This window comes from Cribrihabitans marinus (genome assembly GCF_900109035.1).
GTDB classification, from domain to species: Bacteria; Pseudomonadota; Alphaproteobacteria; order Rhodobacterales; family Rhodobacteraceae; genus Cribrihabitans; species Cribrihabitans marinus.
On record NZ_FNYD01000011.1, the window covers coordinates 49,800 to 64,238 of the forward strand.

A 14,439-nucleotide genomic window follows, 5' to 3' on the forward strand; every position below is an offset into this window, starting at 1 on the left:
CTCAGCGCCGACCGCGGTATTTCTGCCAGAGCCAGATCAGCAGCAGCGCGCCCAGAACGGCGCCCACGAATCCCGACAGCATGCCCATTACCGCGACCAAAGCGTTCAGGATGAAGCCGCCCACCAGCGCGCCGGCGATCCCGATCAGCATGGTCGTGGGGATATCGGCCTCGATCCGCATCAGCCTGGTCGCCAGGAATCCCGCCGCGGCGCCGACGACGATCAGGTAGATTACCAGCATTTCATTTCCTCCAGTGGAACGGCACGATGATCAGCGCCCCCACCGAGGACACGATGGCATTCACCCCCGGAGAGCCGAAGCCGATCCCGAACATGATCCGCAGGAAATAGGCCAGAAACGCGCCGCCGATGCAAATGATGATGCTCTGCAGGTATCCGTTGCGGGTGAAGCCGGTCTTTTCCGAGGCATATCCGACGATCCCCGCGATCACCACCGTGCCCATCAATGTCGGGAACATCGCTTCTCTCCTCACTCCACCCGGGCCGGCGGCGACCAGCCGCGCAGCACCTCGCCCACGGGTGCGGGCCGCTTGCCCTCCCGCTGCAGCTCCAGCACCGACACCGCGCCATCGGCGGTGCCGATGCGCAATTCGTCCTCGGTCACACCGACCGCGCCGGGATCGGGATCCGCCGCCGTCGCAGGAGCCGCCCGAAGCAGCTTGAGCCGTTCGCCACCCAGCATCACCCAGGCGCCGGGAAAGGGCGAGAGCCCGTTTATTCGCCGCACGATCCGCGCCGTGGTGTCGGTCCAGTCCAGCCGCGCCTCGGCCTTGTCGATCTTTGCGGCATAGGTCACGCCGGAGTCGGGTTGCGCCTCGGGGCGCAGCTCGTCCAACCGGTCGAGCGCGGCGACGATCAGGCCGGCCCCCATCCGCGCCAGCCGGTCATGCAGGTCCCCGGTGGTCTCGGTCGCGCCGACCGGCGTGGCCTCGCGCAGCAACACCGGGCCGGTGTCCAGCCCCGCCTCCATCTGCATGATGCAGATGCCGGTCTCGGCGTCGCCCTCCATCACCGCCCGGTGGATCGGCGCCGCCCCGCGCCAGCGTGGCAACAGGCTGGCATGGATGTTCAGGCAACCGTAGCGCGGCGCGTCCAGCACCGGTTGCGGCAGGATCAGCCCATAGGCCACCACCACCGCCACATCGGCCTCAAGCGCGGCAAAACCGGCCTGCGCTTCGGCGGGCTTCAAAGACACCGGGTGGCGCACCTCCAGACCCAGCGCCTCGGCGCGGGCCTGCACCGGGCTGGGCCGGTCCTTCTTGCCGCGGCCCGCCGGGCGGGGCGGCTGGCAATAGACCGCCACGACCTCGTGCCCGGCAGCAACCAGCGCCTCCAGCACCGGCACCGAGAAATCCGGCGTTCCCATGAAGATCACGCGCATGCCGCCTCCGTAGGATGGGGTTTCACCCCATCTTCCTCGCCTTGCGCAACAGCATGTCGCGCTTCACCTTGCTCAGCCGGTCGAAATACATGCGCCCGTCCAGATGGTCGATCTGGTGCTGCACGCAGGTCGCCTCGATGCCGACGAAATCGCGGCGGTCCACCATGCCCCGGTCGTTGAGAAACCGCACCGTGACCGCGCGCGGGCGCTTGAGCTTGGCCGATACCCCCGGCAGATTCGGACTGGCCTCCTCGTGCTCGCGCAGCTCGACCGAAGCATGCAGGATCTCGGGATTGGCCAAACGCACCGCGCGTCCGCGCTCGGTGGACCCGTCGACCACCGCCAGGCGCAGCATCACACCGATCTGCGGCGCCGCCAGGCCAACACCGGGCATCGCCTCCATCGTGTCGATCATGTCGTCCCAGATACCGCGGATCTCGTCGGTGATCTCATCCACCGGATCTGCCGCCACGCGCAGCCGCCTGTCCGGCCAGGGCAGGCAGGGCCGCACGCTCATGCGCGCGCCAGCTCGCGCTTGAGCTTGACCATCTTGCGGGTGATCATCTGGCGCTTGAGCGGTTTGAGGTAGTCGATGAAGAGCTTGCCGTTCAGGTGGTCGATCTCGTGCTGCACGCAGGTCGCCCAGAGCCCGTCAAAAGTCTCTTGCCGGGGATTTCCGTCGCGGTCCATCCATTCGACATCGACCACCCTGGGCCGCGTCACCTCGGCATATTGCTCGGGGATCGACAGGCAGCCCTCCTCATAGACATTGGTCTCGTCCGAGGCCGCCACTACCTGCGGGTTGAACATCACCAGCGGCCGCGGCGCCTCGCCCTCTTCCTTGATGCAGTCCAGCACGATCAGCCGGTCCAGCACCCCGACCTGCGGCGCGGCCAGGCCGATGCCGGGCGCGTCATACATTGTCTCCAGCATGTCGTCGGCCAGCTGCCGCAGATCGTCGGTGACATCGGCCACCGGCGCGCACAGCTTTTTCAGCCGCGGGTCGGGATGGATCAGGATCGAGCGTTTCATGGACCCGATTTAGGCGATCGGCCGCCGCACCGCAACGCCCCCTTGCACCCGTCGATCAACGGTTTAGCGTATGCGCGACCTGCGCAGACCGGAGACCTGCATGACTTTCGACGACCTGATCGACCGCCGCGGCACACACAGTTCCAAATGGGACAAGATGGAGCACCTCTTCGGCGTCTCGGCCGAGGACGGGCTGGCGATGTGGACGGCCGATTCCGATTATGCCACCGCACCCTGCGTCATCCGCGCGGTGCGCGATGCGGCCGATCGAGGCGTGTTCGGGTATTCCTGGGAATATCCCGAATACAAGCAGGCCATCGCCTGGTGGATGGCCAACCGCCACGACTGGCGGATCGAGACCGACTGGATCCTGACCTCGCAAGGGCTGGGCAATGCCATCGCGCTCTGCCTCGATGTCTGGACCCGGCCGGGGGATGGGGTGGTGATCTTCTCGCCGGTCTATCACGAATTCGCGCACAAGATCGGCAAGTCGGGGCGGCGCGTGGTGGAATGCCCGCTGGCGCGCGATGGCGACAGCTATGCGCTCGACCTCGACGACGCGCAGGCGCGGCTGGACGGGTCCGAGACAATGCTGATCTGGTGTTCGCCGCAAAACCCGTCGGGCCGGATCTGGACCGAGGCCGAACTGCGCGCCGTGGCCGGTTTCGCCCGGCGCAACGACCTGAAGCTGGTCTCGGACGAGATCCATCACGACCTGGTCTATCCCGGCAACAGGTTCGTGCCGATGGACGTGGCCGCGCCCGAGCACCGCGACCGCAGCATCACGCTCACCGCGGCGTCCAAGACCTTCAACATCGCCGGTCAGCGCACCGGAAACATGATCATCCCCGACCGCGATCTGCGCACCGACATGTATCAGCGGCTCAACACGCTGGACTATGCGCCCGCCGGGCTGGGCGTGGACATGATCACCGCGGCCTATTCGCCTGACGGCGCCGAATGGGTGGACGCGCAGGTGGCGCATCTCGATGGCAACCGGCAGGCGCTGGATGCCGCGCTCAACGCGATTCCCGGCGTGTGGTCGATGCCGTTGCAGGCGACCTATCTGGCCTGGGTGGATTTCTCGGGCACCGGCATGACACAGGACGAGATTGCCGCCCGAATCCGCGACGACGCCCGCATCGCGGTCTCGCCGGGGCCGAGCTTCGGCAGCCCCGGGGCGCTGTTCCAGCGGATCAATTTCGCCACGTCCCGCGCCCGAGTCGAAGAGGCCGGCGCGCGGCTTCAGGCCGCCTTTGCCGACCTGCAATAGAGGGGCAATCGATCAGTCGCCAGGCCCCAGCAGGGCGATCGGCGCGTCGGGGTCGCGGTAGAAATCCAGCGGAGCCTTGTCGGTGGCGGCGGTGTTGCGCTTGAATTCATAGCACATCTCGCCGGCATCCTCCTCGGCGGCGACGATCAGGCATTGATAGAGATGGTTCGCCCCGTCAAAGAGATCGACCAGACCGCGCAGCCGCGGCACCGATCCCGCCTCGACGGAAAATCCGTTCCGCCACAGACGCAGAACCGGGTAATGCGCCTCATCCATCTCGACCCGCAGGCGGCTGATCTTCTTCAGCCCCGCGATCCGCGCCGCATCCAGGCCCTCGCGGACCTCCTTCGAAACATAGGTACTCATTACGTATCTCCCCCAGGAAACCGATTCCCAGTTTGTTGTTGTGGCGAAATAAATCAAGGTTTTCCCGCGATGGCGCACGACAGGTTCACGCCCCTATTCCCTGCAGTGTGCAGAAGCGCAGACCAGTTGCGCGGCCGCCACGCTGGGCGCCGGGCCGCCCGTCGCCTAGATTGAAAGAGGACGCGACAAGGAGGACGCAATGGGATTGCTCATCGACGGCACCTGGCACGACAAATGGTATGACACCGCCTCCACCGGCGGCGCGTTCAAGCGCTCCGAGGCGGGATACCGGAACTGGATCACCGCCGACGGCGCGCCCGGGCCCAGCGGCGAGGGCGGGTTCGCGGCGGAAGCCGACCGCTACCACCTCTATGTCAGCCTCGCCTGCCCCTGGGCGCATCGCACACTTATCTTCCGGCAGATCAAGGGTTTGGCTAATCTCATCTCGGTCTCCGTCGTGCATCCCGACATGCTGGACGAGGGCTGGACCTTCGAGACGGACCACTCCGGCGCAACCGGCGACACGCTTTATGGGCTGGACCGGCTGCACCGGATCTATACCAGGGTCGACCCGTCCTATACCGGCCGCGTCACCGTGCCGGTCCTGTGGGACAAGAGCCGCGAAACCATCGTCTCCAACGAAAGCTCCGAGATCATCCGGATGTTCAACTCGGCCTTCGACGGGTTGACCGGGAATACCGAAGACTACTGGCCCGAGGCGCTGCGGGACGGGATCGAGGAGGTCAACGCCCGGGTCTACGACACCGTCAACAATGGCGTCTACAAGAGCGGATTTGCCACGACGCAAGAGGCCTATGACGCCGCGGTGGGGCCACTGTTCGACAGTCTCGACTGGCTCGAGGCGCGGCTGTCCGACAACCGCTATCTGATGGGCGACCGGATCACCGAGGCCGACTGGCGGCTCTTTACCACGCTGATCCGCTTCGATCCGGTCTATCACCTGCATTTCAAGTGCAACCGGCGCCGTCTGATCGACTATCCCAACCTCTGGGCCTACACCCGCGAGCTCTATCAATGGCCCGGCGTCGCGCAGACGGTGAATTTCGACCATATCGTGCGCCACTATCACTACAGCCACGAGTCCATCAATCCGCACCGGATCATCCCGATCAACCCGGTCCTGGACCACGACGCGCCGCATGGGCGGGATCAGCGCGGCAAGGCGTAGTGTTCGACCATCGCCGCCAGGTCCTCGGGCGGCGTGCCGCTGGGCAGATAGGCGCAGGCGTTCGGACTATGCGCGAAGATCGAGCCGTCCGAGAAGAAGCTGGTATTGGTGACGAAGATCACCCGCGCCTCGGGGCGGCGGTAGCTGGCGAAATCTGCCACCGCCAGCGCGCTGCCGTATTCGAGGACGAGGTCCAGAACGATGATGTCGAAGCTTTCGCCGTAGAGCGACAGGATCGCGCCCTCCTGCGAGCTTGCGCGCTCAACTTCCGCGCCCTGCCGCTCCAGGTGGCGCTGCCACAGCAGGCCCAGGTCCGGATTGCTTTCAACGATCAGAACTCTCATCTCAGACTGCCGGCCATGCGCGAAAGACGCTGAAAGTCATGCCGCTCCCTTGATCCGGTCTCGGCCGATTTGCTTAACAAACCCTTAACGGCTTCGGCCCTTGGCGGGATTCCGTCACCGGCGCTTGTGCGTCCGGCAGAAATCCGCTTGAAAGACCCTCGGGAGTTGAAAGGCGCAGCGCGATGACGATCCACGCGGGACATATGGTCGGGGGACAGGCCGGACTGGGTGCGGAGACGCCCGGGTGACGGCGTTCGTCCTGGCCTGCGCGATGCTGCTGGATGCGATGCTGGGCGAGCCCGACTGGCTGTGGTCGCGCCTGCGCCACCCGGCGGTCCTGATGGGCGATTGCGTGCGCTGGCTGGACATGCGGCTGAACCGCGGCCGGCACCGCCGCCTTCGCGGAATTGTCGCGGTGGCCGCGCTGGGCTCGGGTGCACTGGCGCTTGGTGGCCTGCTGTCGATGCTGGGCCCCGTGGCCGAGATCCTGGCCTGCGCCATCCTGCTCGCCCAGCGCTCGCTTGTCGGCCACGTGACCGAGGTGGCCGATGCCCTGCGCCTGTCCCTGCCCGAAGCGCGGCGCATGGTGGCGCGTATCGTCACCCGCGACACCGCCGATATGGACGGCCCGCGCGTCGCCCGCTCGGCCATCGAAAGCGCCGCCGAAAACCTCAGCGACGGGGTGATCGCGCCGGCCTTCTGGTTCCTTGTCGGCGGGCTGCCGGGGCTGCTGTTCTACAAGGCGATCAACACAGCCGACAGCATGATCGGCTATCTGAACGACCGCTATGCCCGGTTCGGCTGGGCGGCGGCACGGCTCGACGATCTGCTCAACCTGGTGCCCGCCCGGCTGACCTGTATCCTGCTGATGGCCGTCTCGGGGCGCTGGGCGGACTGGCGCGGCATTGTCGAGGACGCCCAGCGCCACGTCTCGCCCAATGCCGGGTGGCCCGAGGCGGCGATGGCGCGCGCGCTGAATATCGCGCTGGCCGGACCGCGCAGCTATCACGGCCGCATCCGCCACCTGGCCTGGGTCAACGAGGACGCCCGCAAGGATATCGGCGCACGCGAGATCGAACGGGCCGCCACCCTGCTCTGGCAGGTCTGGTCGCTGGCACTGGGGCTGGTCATGTTGGGGCTGGCAGTCGCGCTGGTGTTCTGACATGGGTGAGGGCATGAAACAGATCGCACGCCGCCTCCTGCCCGCCTGTCTTGCCCTGACCCTCACCGGTCCCGCCCTGGCCCAGTGCGGCGGCGGGTTTTCCGAGTTTGTCGCCGGCCTGAAATCCGAGGCGCGGGAAAGGGGCTTCGACGCCGCCACCATCGACGGGTTCTTCCGCGGCGTCCGGCAGGATCCCAAGGTGCTGCGCGCCGACCGGGCCCAGGGTGTGTTCCAGAAACCGTTCATCGATTTCTCGCGCCACCTGATCTCGCAGAACCGGATCGACAAGGGCCGCGCGATGGCGCGCAAATACGCAGCCGTCTTCGACCGGATCGAGGCAGAATACGGCGTCTCGCGCGGGGTGCTGCTGGCCTTCTGGGCGTTCGAGACCGACTACGGCGGCTTCCAGGGCGATTTCAACACCCGCGATGCGCTGGTCACGCTGGCGCATGACTGCCGGCGGCCCGAACTGTTCCGCCCGCAGATCTTCTCGGCGCTCAAGCTCCACCAGCAGGGCGATTTCGATCCCGCCCGCACCACCGGCGCCTGGGCGGGCGAGATCGGGATGGTGCAGATGCTGCCCAGCGACATCCTGGAAAACGGCGTCGATGCCGATGGCGACGGCAAGGTGTCGCTCAAGACCTCGGCTCCGGATGCGCTGGTGTCGGGCGGCAAGATGCTGTCGCATCTGGGCTGGCGGCCCGGGACGCCCTGGCTGCAGGAGGTCGTGGTGCCCGACGATATGGACTGGTCGCGCACCGGCACGGAGCATGCCGCCAGCGTCGCGGACTGGTCGGCGATGGGTGTGCGGGCGCGCAATGGCGATCTGGCCGATCCCGCGCTGCAGGCGTCGATCCTGCTGCCCCAGGGGCGCAAGGGACCGGCGTTCATCGCCTATCCCAATTTCAACGTCTTCTTCGAGTGGAACCAGAGTTTCACCTATGTCCTGACCGCCGCCTATTTCGCCACCCGGCTGGAGGGCGCGCCGGTCTATGACGCGGGCAATCCCGAGCCGGGCCTGTCCGGGGACCAGCTGAAGAACCTGCAACGCGAGCTGCAGGCGCGCGGCCATGACGTGGGCGAGATCGACGGCATCCTGGGCGCCGGCACCCGCGCGGCGGTACAGGCCGAACAGGCCCGACTGGGCTTGCCGGCGGATGCCTGGCCCACGGCAGAACTGCTGAACCGGCTTTAGAGTATCGCCCAGGCCTCACTGGGGCCGCACGGGAAACCTCCGGCCTTCCTCGTCGATCAGGATCAGCCGGTCACCGCTGTGGACGTAGAGGTCGCAGCGGCTGAACCCGTTGCGGAAGGCGGTGCAGATGCTGCCCTCCTCGGTGATCCGGTAGGTTCCAAATGCGGTGCCGCCGCCATTGGCCTCGGAGAAGGTATAGGAATAGGCGCCGCCCGCGGAATACTTGGACCGTCCGTCGTCATAGAAGGTCAGCGTGCGGCCGGCCAGCGCCCGCAGCTCGCCCTGGCTGAGCGGCACGTCGCCGTCACGCAGGTCCCACTCGGCGGCCGGGGCGGGCATGGCGGCAAGGCAGGCAATCAGGAAAATCGGGAATTTCATAGCGCCATCATGACGCCGCGCGGCCGCAATCGGGAATCACGATGGGGTGAGCCGCGTCGCGGTCAGGCGACCATGGCCTCGGCCTTCTTCAGGTCGACCGACACCAGCTGGCTGACGCCCTGCTCCTGCATCGTCACCCCGAACAGGCGGTCCATGCGCGCCATCGTCACCGCGTGGTGGGTGATGATCAGGAACCGCGTGTCGGTCTGGCGGCACATCTCGTCCAGCAGGTCGCAGAACCGGTTCACGTTGGCATCGTCCAGCGGGGCGTCGACCTCGTCCAGCACGCAGATCGGCGCCGGGTTGGCCAGGAACACCGCAAAGATCAGCGCCATCGCGGTCAGCGTCTGCTCGCCCCCCGACAGCAGGCTGAGCGTCGACAGTTTCTTGCCCGGCGGCTGGCACATGATCTCAAGGCCGGCATCCAGAGGATCGTCGCTTTCGACCATCACCAGGTTGGCCTCGCCCCCGCCGAACAGGTGCTTGAACAGCATCGAGAAATTGGCGTTGACCTGCTCGAAGGCGGTCAGCAGCCGCTCGCGCCCCTCGCGGTTGAGGCTGGCGATCCCGCTGCGCAGCGCCTTGACCGCCTCCTCCAGGTCGGCCTTTTCGCTGGACAGGGTGTCGAACTCCTCCTGCACCTCGCGCGCGTCCTCTTCGGCGCGCAGGTTGACCGCGCCCATCGCGTCGCGCTGGCGCTTGTGGCGGTTGACCTCGGCCTCCAGCGCCTCGGCGCCGGGCATGGATTCGGGATCGGTGTCCAGCGCGGCCAGCAATTGCCCGGGGGTCTGTTCGCGCTCATCGCGGATACGCGCGGCGCTCGCCTCGACGGCTTCGCGGGCGGCCTCGGCGCGGGCTTCGGCGGCGGCACGGGCCTCGCGCGCCTCCGAGGCCAGGCGCGCCGCCTCGCGTTCGGCGACGGTCGCCTCGCGCAGCGCCGTTTCGGCCTCGGCCAGACGGTCGGCGGCCTGGGCACGCCGCCCCTCGGCAGCCTCGATCTGCTCGGCCAGCTCCTCGCGCTGCTCGGTGATCTCGGCGGGTGCGGCCATCGCCTCGGTCAATTCCTCTTCCGAGGCGCTCTTGCGCTCGGCCAGCTCCGCGATGCGCTTGTCCGCGCTCTCGAGCCGGTGCCGCCAGCCGCTCAGCTCCTTGGTCACTTCCTGGCTGCGGCGGGTGCGCGCCTCGCCCTCGCGGCGCACCTCGTCCAGGGTCGAGCGATGGGTCAGCATGGTGATCCGCGCCGCCTCGACCGTCTGCTTCACGCTCTCGACCTGCGCCCGGGCGGTGTCCAGATCGCCAAGCTCCTGCAGGGCCGCCTCGGCCTCGCGCAGGCGGATGCGCGCCTCCATCGCGTCTTCCTTGTGGCGCTCCACCGCCATGGACAGGTTTTCCAGCTTGCCCTGCGCCAGGCTGCGATCGGCCTCGGCACGGCTCTGTGCACGGGCGGCTTCGGCGACGCGCTGATCCGCGGCGCGGCGGGCCTCGCGCGCCCGGCGGTCGGCCTCGGTCACCTCGGCCAGCTGCCGCGACAGCGCCTCATGCGCGCCGCGCGCCCCGTCCGCGCGGGCGTTGGCGGCGGCCAGGTCCTGCTTCAACGCCTCCAGCCGGTTGAGCTGTTCCAGGCGCAAGGCGGCGGCGCTCGGCGCGTCCTCGGCCCAGGCGCGGAACCCGTCCCAGCGCCACAGATCACCCTCGCGCGAGACCAGGCGTTGACCCGGGCGCAGCTCGGCCTGCAACCGGGCGCCGGCCTCGGCATCGACCAGGCCGATCTGGCCGATCCGCCGGCCCAGGCGCTCGGGCCCGGCCACGTGCAGCGCCAGCGGCTCGGCCCCCTCGGGCAGCGGCTGATCGACCTCGTATTCCTGAACCGATGTCCATCCCGAGGGGCCGTCCGCATCGACCAACGGTGCGCGCAGATCGTCGGCCAGAGCCGCCCCCAGGGCCTTTTCATATCCCGGCGAGACGCGGATCAGATCCAGCACCTGGCCACCTTCGGCGGTGTCGCGCTCGACCAGTTTGGCGAGGGCCGTTGTCTCGGCGCTCAATGCGCTGACCTCGCCCTCGGCCTCGGATCGTTGCGCCCGCGCCTCGGCCTCGCGGGCCTGGGTGTCGGCGCGCAGCTCATCGGCGGCGGCCAACGCCTCCTCGGCAGACTCGGCGGCCGCTTCGGCCTCTTCCTGCGCGACGGTCGCCGTGTCCTGCGCCGCGCTTGCCTCCTCGAGCGTCGTGCGGGCGGTGTCCATGGCCGTGCGAGCCCGGGCTTCCTCCTGCTCGGAACGGGTCAGCGTCTTGCGCCCGTCCTCGACCAGGCGTTGGGCCGAGTGGTGCCGCGCGGCCAGCCGCGCCACGTCCTCGGTGATCTCCGACAGGTGATCCTCGCGCGATTGCAGGACGGACGCCGCCTCGCGCGCGGCCTCGGCCGCCTCGTTCAGCCGTTCGGAATGGCCGGCGCCGGCCTTCTCCAGCTCGCGCGCCTCCCATTCCAGCCGCTCGATGGTCTCGCCCGCATCACGGTTCAGCCCGGTCTCGCGCTCGATGTCGCGGGTCAGCTGTGCGATCCGCGCATTCAGGGTCTCGATCTGCTGGCGCGCGCGGGCCTCCTTGTCGGTCAGCTGGTCGCGCTGCACCGACAACCTCTGCAGCACCGCCGCGGCAATCGCCTCCTCCTCGCGCCGGGGCGGCACCGTCGTGTCGGCTTCGGCACGGGCGGCCTCGGTCTGGCGCACCGCGTGCTCGGCCTTCGAGGCCTCGGTCACCCGGCCGCGCAGGAGCTCTTCGGCGGCAAGGCGGGCCGCGTCGGCCTCTTTCCAGCGGCGATAGAGCAGCATCCCCTCGGCCTGGCGCAGCTGCGCACCGATCTCGCGATAGCGCGCCGCCTGCCGGGCCTGGCGGGCCAGCTGCGCCAGCTGCGCGCCCAGCTGTTCGATCACGTCATCGACCCGCAGCAGGTTCGATTCGGTGGCCTTGAGCTTCAGCTCGGCCTCGTGCCGTCGCTGGTAGAGCCCCGAGATCCCCGCCGCTTCTTCCAGGATCCGGCGGCGCGCCTTGGGCTTGGCATTGATCAGCTCGGCGATCTGGCCCTGGCGCACGAGGGCAGGCGAATGGGCGCCGGTCGAGGCGTCCGCGAACAGCATCTGCACGTCGCGGGCGCGGACATCTCGGCCATTGGTCTTGTAGGCGCTGCCGACATCGCGCGTGATCCGGCGCACGACTTCCAGCGCGTCGCTGTCGTTGAAGCCCGAGGGCGCAAGGCGGTCGGAATTGTCCAGGATCAGCGAGACCTCGGCAAAGTTGCGCGCAGGGCGCGTTGCCGCACCGGCAAAGATCACGTCCTCCATGCCGCCGCCGCGCATCGCGGTGGGCCGGTTCTCGCCCATCACCCAGCGCAGCGCCTCAAGCAGGTTCGACTTGCCGCAGCCGTTCGGGCCCACCACCCCGGTCAGCCCGTCGGCAATGATCAGGTCGGTCGGATCGACGAAGCTCTTGAAGCCGGTCAGTCTGAGTTTGTTGAAGCGCAAGTGCGGCACCCGGTGATTCTCATGTCGGGAAACTCTGCGGGAGGCACCGCCCCCGAGTCAACGCTCGGGCGCTGTATCTGGGGTCCCAGGCGTAGTTATCCACAATATCTCGCCAATATTCGCCTATCTTGGGGAGCATTCGAACTCGGCGTAATCCGGGCCGGGGCCCCGGTTGACCCATCCCGAGACCTCGATGCAGTCATAGCCCGGCGTCGCCAGCGCCGTGCGCAACAGCCAGTCGCCATCGGCCCGGTTGCAGCCCAGAACGCCCGTGGCGACCGCCGCATCGCCCAGCACTTCGAGAACCGGGCAACCGGACACATGCGCCATCGCCACGCCCGCGCGGTGGCGGATCGGCCCGAATCGCGGCGCGTATTGCATGTCCAGCCGCACGGCCTCGGCCAGGTTGCCGCGAACCCGCACGTCGAACAGGTTGCCGTCGACCGCGACCCGCGTGGCGGGTGCAGATCCGAAATAGGGGCTGGCCGTGGAACAGGCCGCCAACCAGAGCAGGGGTACCCATCGAAACATCACGCCCCCAACCCTCGCGCGGATCGGTTAAGAAAGCCTTGCCTCAGACCGCTGCCACGGCTTGCAGCCGCCGGGGCTGCGTGGTCATATGATTTGACCAAAACCCCGCGAGAGACCCATGCCCTTCCGTCCCGTGCAGTCCGAGAAGCTCTCAGCCGCCGTGGTGAAACAGATCCAGATGCTGATCCTGCGCGGCATCCTGCGCCCCGGCGAGCGCCTGCCGGCCGAGCGCGAATTGTCCGAGCGCCTGGGCGTGTCTCGCCCCAGCCTGCGCGACGCCGTGGCCGAGTTGCAGGAGCAGGGTTTGCTGACCTCGCGCGCGGGGTCGGGGATCTATGTGGCCGAAGTGTTGGGCTCGGCCTTCTCGCCCGCGCTGATCCGGCTGTTCTCGGTGCATGACGAGGCGGTGTTCGACTATATCGCCTTCCGCCGCGACCTCGAAGGGCTGGCGGCGGCGCGGGCCGCGCGGCTGGGGTCGGATGGTGATCTGGCGGTGATCGCAACGATCTTCGAGCGGATGCAGGCCGCGCAGCCCGGCCGCGATGCCGAGGCCGAGGCGCAACTGGACGCGCAGTTCCACATGGCGATCATCGAGGCCAGCCACAATGTCGTCATGCTGCACATGATGCGGTCGATGTTCGACCTGCTGCGGCAGGGAGTCTTCTACAACCGGCAGGTCATGTTTGCCCAACCGGCGCGGCGGCAGGCCTTGCTGGACCAGCACCGCGCCATAAACGATGCGCTGCAGGCCCGCGACGCTGAGGCGGCGCGGGCGGCGGTCGAGACGCATCTCGATTTCGTCGGCGCGGCGCTGGCCGACCAGCGGCGGTCGGAGCGCAACGAGGATATCGCACAGCAGCGGCTGGAGCAGGAAACCGGCCGCTGCAGTCAGACCTCGTAATAGCTGCGATACCACTCGACGAATTCAGCCAACCCGGCGCGCAGGTCGGTTTGCGGGCGAAACCCCGTCAGCCGGTGCAGAAGCTCGGAATCCGCCCAGGTTGCCGGCACGTCGCCCTTCTGCATCTCCATGAAGTTGCAGACCGCCTTGCGGCCCAGCGCCTCTTCCAGCGCGGCGATGAACTCCATCAGGCCGATCTTGCGCGACGTGCCGATATTGACCACGCGGTAGGGGGCCACCGGCGACAGGCTGTCGCCCTCAGGGATGTCCTCGGGCCCGCCCGGCCGCACTGGCACGGCGTCCACCAGCAGCCGGATCCCGCGCACCAGGTCCCCGACATAGGTGAAGTCGCGGAACATCTGCCCGTTGTTGTAGACGTCGATCGGCCGCCCGGCCAGGATCGCCTCGGTGAACTTGAAATAGGCCAGGTCAGGCCGCCCCCAGGCACCGTAGACGGTGAAGAACCGGAACATCGTCGTCGGAATGTCCCACAGATGCGCATAGGAATGGGCCAGCGCCTCGCCGGCCATCTTGGTGGCAGCGTAGATGCTCAGCGGTGTCGCGGTGCGGTCGGTCTCGGTGAACGGCATCCGCTTGTTCGCGCCATAGACCGAGCTGGAGGACGAGATCAGCAGGTGACGCACGCGCAGACGCCGCGCCGCCTCGATCACGTTGAATGTCCCGGTCACGTTGCTGTCGAGATATGAGCGCGGTGCCTCGAGGCTGTAGCGCACGCCGGCCTGGGCGGCCAGGTGAACGATCACGTCCGGGGCGAAAGCGTCCACCGCAGCGTCGAACCCGGCGCGATCCTCCAGCATGACCTCGCTTGCGCCGAAGCGCGGATGCGCCCGAAGCAGGGCATGACGGCGCTGTTTAAGCGACACGTCATAGTAGGGCGTCATCCCGTCCAACCCGTGCACGTCGAAACCTTCGTCCAGCAACAGACGGCAGAGGTGGAAGCCGATGAAACCGGCGCTGCCGGTGACGAGGATGCGTGTCATGTGGGGCCGTTGGATCTGGATCGGGCGTCGGGCAAGCACCTATCGCCATTCGGCGCGGGACGCCACCGGGCAAAATCGCCGGCCGGGGACGGCACGAAAAAACCGGCGCGTCTGGCGCGCCGGTTCGTCGGAGGCTGTCCGATATCT

The 14,439-nt window shown here is 67.9% G+C and carries 16 protein-coding genes; 5 read left to right on the forward strand and 11 right to left on the reverse strand.

The window, feature by feature from the left end:
• Position 1: 1 nt before the first annotated feature.
• The 5 genes from BMX57_RS16895 to def (BMX57_RS16915) are packed head-to-tail and all read right to left on the reverse strand — an operon-like array spanning position 2 to position 2,434.
• Positions 2–241: a GlsB/YeaQ/YmgE family stress response membrane protein gene (locus BMX57_RS16895; protein WP_092369934.1), complete on the reverse strand. Its 240-nt coding sequence runs from the start codon at positions 239–241 to the stop codon at positions 2–4.
• Between the two features lies 1 nt (position 242).
• Positions 243–479 (reverse strand): hypothetical protein, encoded by a 237-nt coding sequence (locus BMX57_RS16900; RefSeq protein ID WP_092369937.1) that lies wholly within the window; start codon positions 477–479, stop codon positions 243–245.
• Positions 480–490: 11 nt separating this feature from the next.
• Positions 491–1,402 carry a methionyl-tRNA formyltransferase gene (gene fmt, locus BMX57_RS16905; protein ID WP_092369940.1) on the reverse strand — a complete coding sequence of 304 codons (912 nt, stop codon included), beginning with the start codon at positions 1,400–1,402 and terminating at the stop codon, positions 491–493.
• A gap of 22 nt (positions 1,403–1,424) precedes the next feature.
• Positions 1,425–1,919 (reverse strand): peptide deformylase, encoded by a 495-nt coding sequence (gene def / locus BMX57_RS16910; protein ID WP_092369943.1) that lies wholly within the window; start codon positions 1,917–1,919, stop codon positions 1,425–1,427.
• Complete coding sequence (gene def / locus BMX57_RS16915; protein ID WP_092369946.1) at positions 1,916–2,434, reverse strand: peptide deformylase; 519 nt, start codon at positions 2,432–2,434, stop codon at positions 1,916–1,918. The genes def (BMX57_RS16910) and def (BMX57_RS16915) overlap by 4 nt, the downstream gene beginning before the upstream one ends.
• 100 nt (positions 2,435–2,534) lie before the next feature.
• On the opposite strand from def (BMX57_RS16915), the gene BMX57_RS16920 reads away from it, so the two are divergent.
• Positions 2,535–3,707, forward strand: a complete 1,173-nt coding sequence (locus BMX57_RS16920; protein ID WP_092369949.1) for a MalY/PatB family protein — start codon at positions 2,535–2,537, stop codon at positions 3,705–3,707.
• Between the two features lie 12 nt (positions 3,708–3,719).
• On the opposite strand, the gene BMX57_RS16925 is transcribed toward BMX57_RS16920, so the two are convergent.
• Positions 3,720–4,073: a hypothetical protein gene (locus BMX57_RS16925; RefSeq protein WP_092369952.1), complete on the reverse strand. Its 354-nt coding sequence runs from the start codon at positions 4,071–4,073 to the stop codon at positions 3,720–3,722.
• A gap of 199 nt (positions 4,074–4,272) precedes the next feature.
• Here BMX57_RS16925 and BMX57_RS16930 point away from each other — a divergent pair, with 199 nt between their 5' ends.
• Positions 4,273–5,262 (forward strand): glutathione S-transferase family protein, encoded by a 990-nt coding sequence (locus BMX57_RS16930; protein ID WP_092369955.1) that lies wholly within the window; start codon positions 4,273–4,275, stop codon positions 5,260–5,262.
• On the opposite strand, the gene BMX57_RS16935 is transcribed toward BMX57_RS16930, so the two are convergent.
• A complete protein-coding gene (locus tag BMX57_RS16935; protein WP_092369958.1) occupies positions 5,244–5,606 on the reverse strand; it encodes a response regulator transcription factor in 363 nt (120 codons plus the stop codon). The genes BMX57_RS16930 and BMX57_RS16935 overlap by 19 nt on opposite strands.
• Before the next feature lie 244 nt (positions 5,607–5,850).
• On the opposite strand from BMX57_RS16935, the gene cbiB reads away from it, so the two are divergent.
• A complete protein-coding gene (gene cbiB, locus BMX57_RS16940) occupies positions 5,851–6,768 on the forward strand; it encodes an adenosylcobinamide-phosphate synthase CbiB (RefSeq protein WP_268236039.1) in 918 nt (305 codons plus the stop codon).
• A 13-nt stretch (positions 6,769–6,781) separates the two neighbouring features.
• Positions 6,782–7,963: a lytic murein transglycosylase gene (locus tag BMX57_RS16945; protein ID WP_092370250.1), complete on the forward strand. Its 1,182-nt coding sequence runs from the start codon at positions 6,782–6,784 to the stop codon at positions 7,961–7,963.
• Between the two features lie 15 nt (positions 7,964–7,978).
• Here the strand turns inward: BMX57_RS16945 and BMX57_RS16950 are convergent, their stop codons facing one another.
• From BMX57_RS16950 to BMX57_RS16960, 3 genes are all read right to left on the reverse strand, one after another.
• Positions 7,979–8,341, reverse strand: a complete 363-nt coding sequence (locus tag BMX57_RS16950; RefSeq protein ID WP_092369961.1) for a hypothetical protein — start codon at positions 8,339–8,341, stop codon at positions 7,979–7,981.
• Between the two features lie 62 nt (positions 8,342–8,403).
• On the reverse strand, positions 8,404–11,859 hold the full coding sequence (locus BMX57_RS16955; RefSeq protein ID WP_092369963.1) for a chromosome segregation SMC family protein: 3,456 nt from the start codon (positions 11,857–11,859) through the stop codon (positions 8,404–8,406).
• Positions 11,860–11,982: 123 nt separating this feature from the next.
• Complete coding sequence (locus BMX57_RS16960) at positions 11,983–12,390, reverse strand: hypothetical protein (RefSeq protein WP_229724281.1); 408 nt, start codon at positions 12,388–12,390, stop codon at positions 11,983–11,985.
• A 118-nt stretch (positions 12,391–12,508) separates the two neighbouring features.
• Here BMX57_RS16960 and BMX57_RS16965 point away from each other — a divergent pair, with 118 nt between their 5' ends.
• Complete coding sequence (locus tag BMX57_RS16965) at positions 12,509–13,291, forward strand: FadR/GntR family transcriptional regulator (RefSeq protein ID WP_092369966.1); 783 nt, start codon at positions 12,509–12,511, stop codon at positions 13,289–13,291.
• On the opposite strand, the gene BMX57_RS16970 is transcribed toward BMX57_RS16965, so the two are convergent.
• Positions 13,279–14,292, reverse strand: a complete 1,014-nt coding sequence (locus tag BMX57_RS16970; protein WP_092369969.1) for an NAD-dependent epimerase/dehydratase family protein — start codon at positions 14,290–14,292, stop codon at positions 13,279–13,281. The two genes, BMX57_RS16965 and BMX57_RS16970, sit on opposite strands and share 13 nt — an antisense overlap.
• Positions 14,293–14,439: the final 147 nt, after the last annotated feature.

Coding starts and splice junctions, on each gene's coding strand:
- BMX57_RS16895 (WP_092369934.1), bottom strand. CDS start 241: ATGCTGGTAATCTACCTGATCGTCGTCGGCGCCGCGGCGGGATTCCTG.
- BMX57_RS16900 (WP_092369937.1), bottom strand. CDS start 479: ATGTTCCCGACATTGATGGGCACGGTGGTGATCGCGGGGATCGTCGGA.
- fmt (WP_092369940.1), bottom strand. CDS start 1,402: ATGCGCGTGATCTTCATGGGAACGCCGGATTTCTCGGTGCCGGTGCTG.
- def (WP_092369943.1), bottom strand. CDS start 1,919: ATGAGCGTGCGGCCCTGCCTGCCCTGGCCGGACAGGCGGCTGCGCGTG.
- def (WP_092369946.1), bottom strand. CDS start 2,434: ATGAAACGCTCGATCCTGATCCATCCCGACCCGCGGCTGAAAAAGCTG.
- BMX57_RS16920 (WP_092369949.1), top strand. CDS start 2,535: ATGACTTTCGACGACCTGATCGACCGCCGCGGCACACACAGTTCCAAA.
- BMX57_RS16925 (WP_092369952.1), bottom strand. CDS start 4,073: ATGAGTACCTATGTTTCGAAGGAGGTCCGCGAGGGCCTGGATGCGGCG.
- BMX57_RS16930 (WP_092369955.1), top strand. CDS start 4,273: ATGGGATTGCTCATCGACGGCACCTGGCACGACAAATGGTATGACACC.
- BMX57_RS16935 (WP_092369958.1), bottom strand. CDS start 5,606: ATGAGAGTTCTGATCGTTGAAAGCAATCCGGACCTGGGCCTGCTGTGG.
- BMX57_RS16945 (WP_092370250.1), top strand. CDS start 6,782: ATGAAACAGATCGCACGCCGCCTCCTGCCCGCCTGTCTTGCCCTGACC.
- BMX57_RS16950 (WP_092369961.1), bottom strand. CDS start 8,341: ATGAAATTCCCGATTTTCCTGATTGCCTGCCTTGCCGCCATGCCCGCC.
- BMX57_RS16960 (WP_229724281.1), bottom strand. CDS start 12,390: ATGTTTCGATGGGTACCCCTGCTCTGGTTGGCGGCCTGTTCCACGGCC.
- BMX57_RS16965 (WP_092369966.1), top strand. CDS start 12,509: ATGCCCTTCCGTCCCGTGCAGTCCGAGAAGCTCTCAGCCGCCGTGGTG.
- BMX57_RS16970 (WP_092369969.1), bottom strand. CDS start 14,292: ATGACACGCATCCTCGTCACCGGCAGCGCCGGTTTCATCGGCTTCCAC.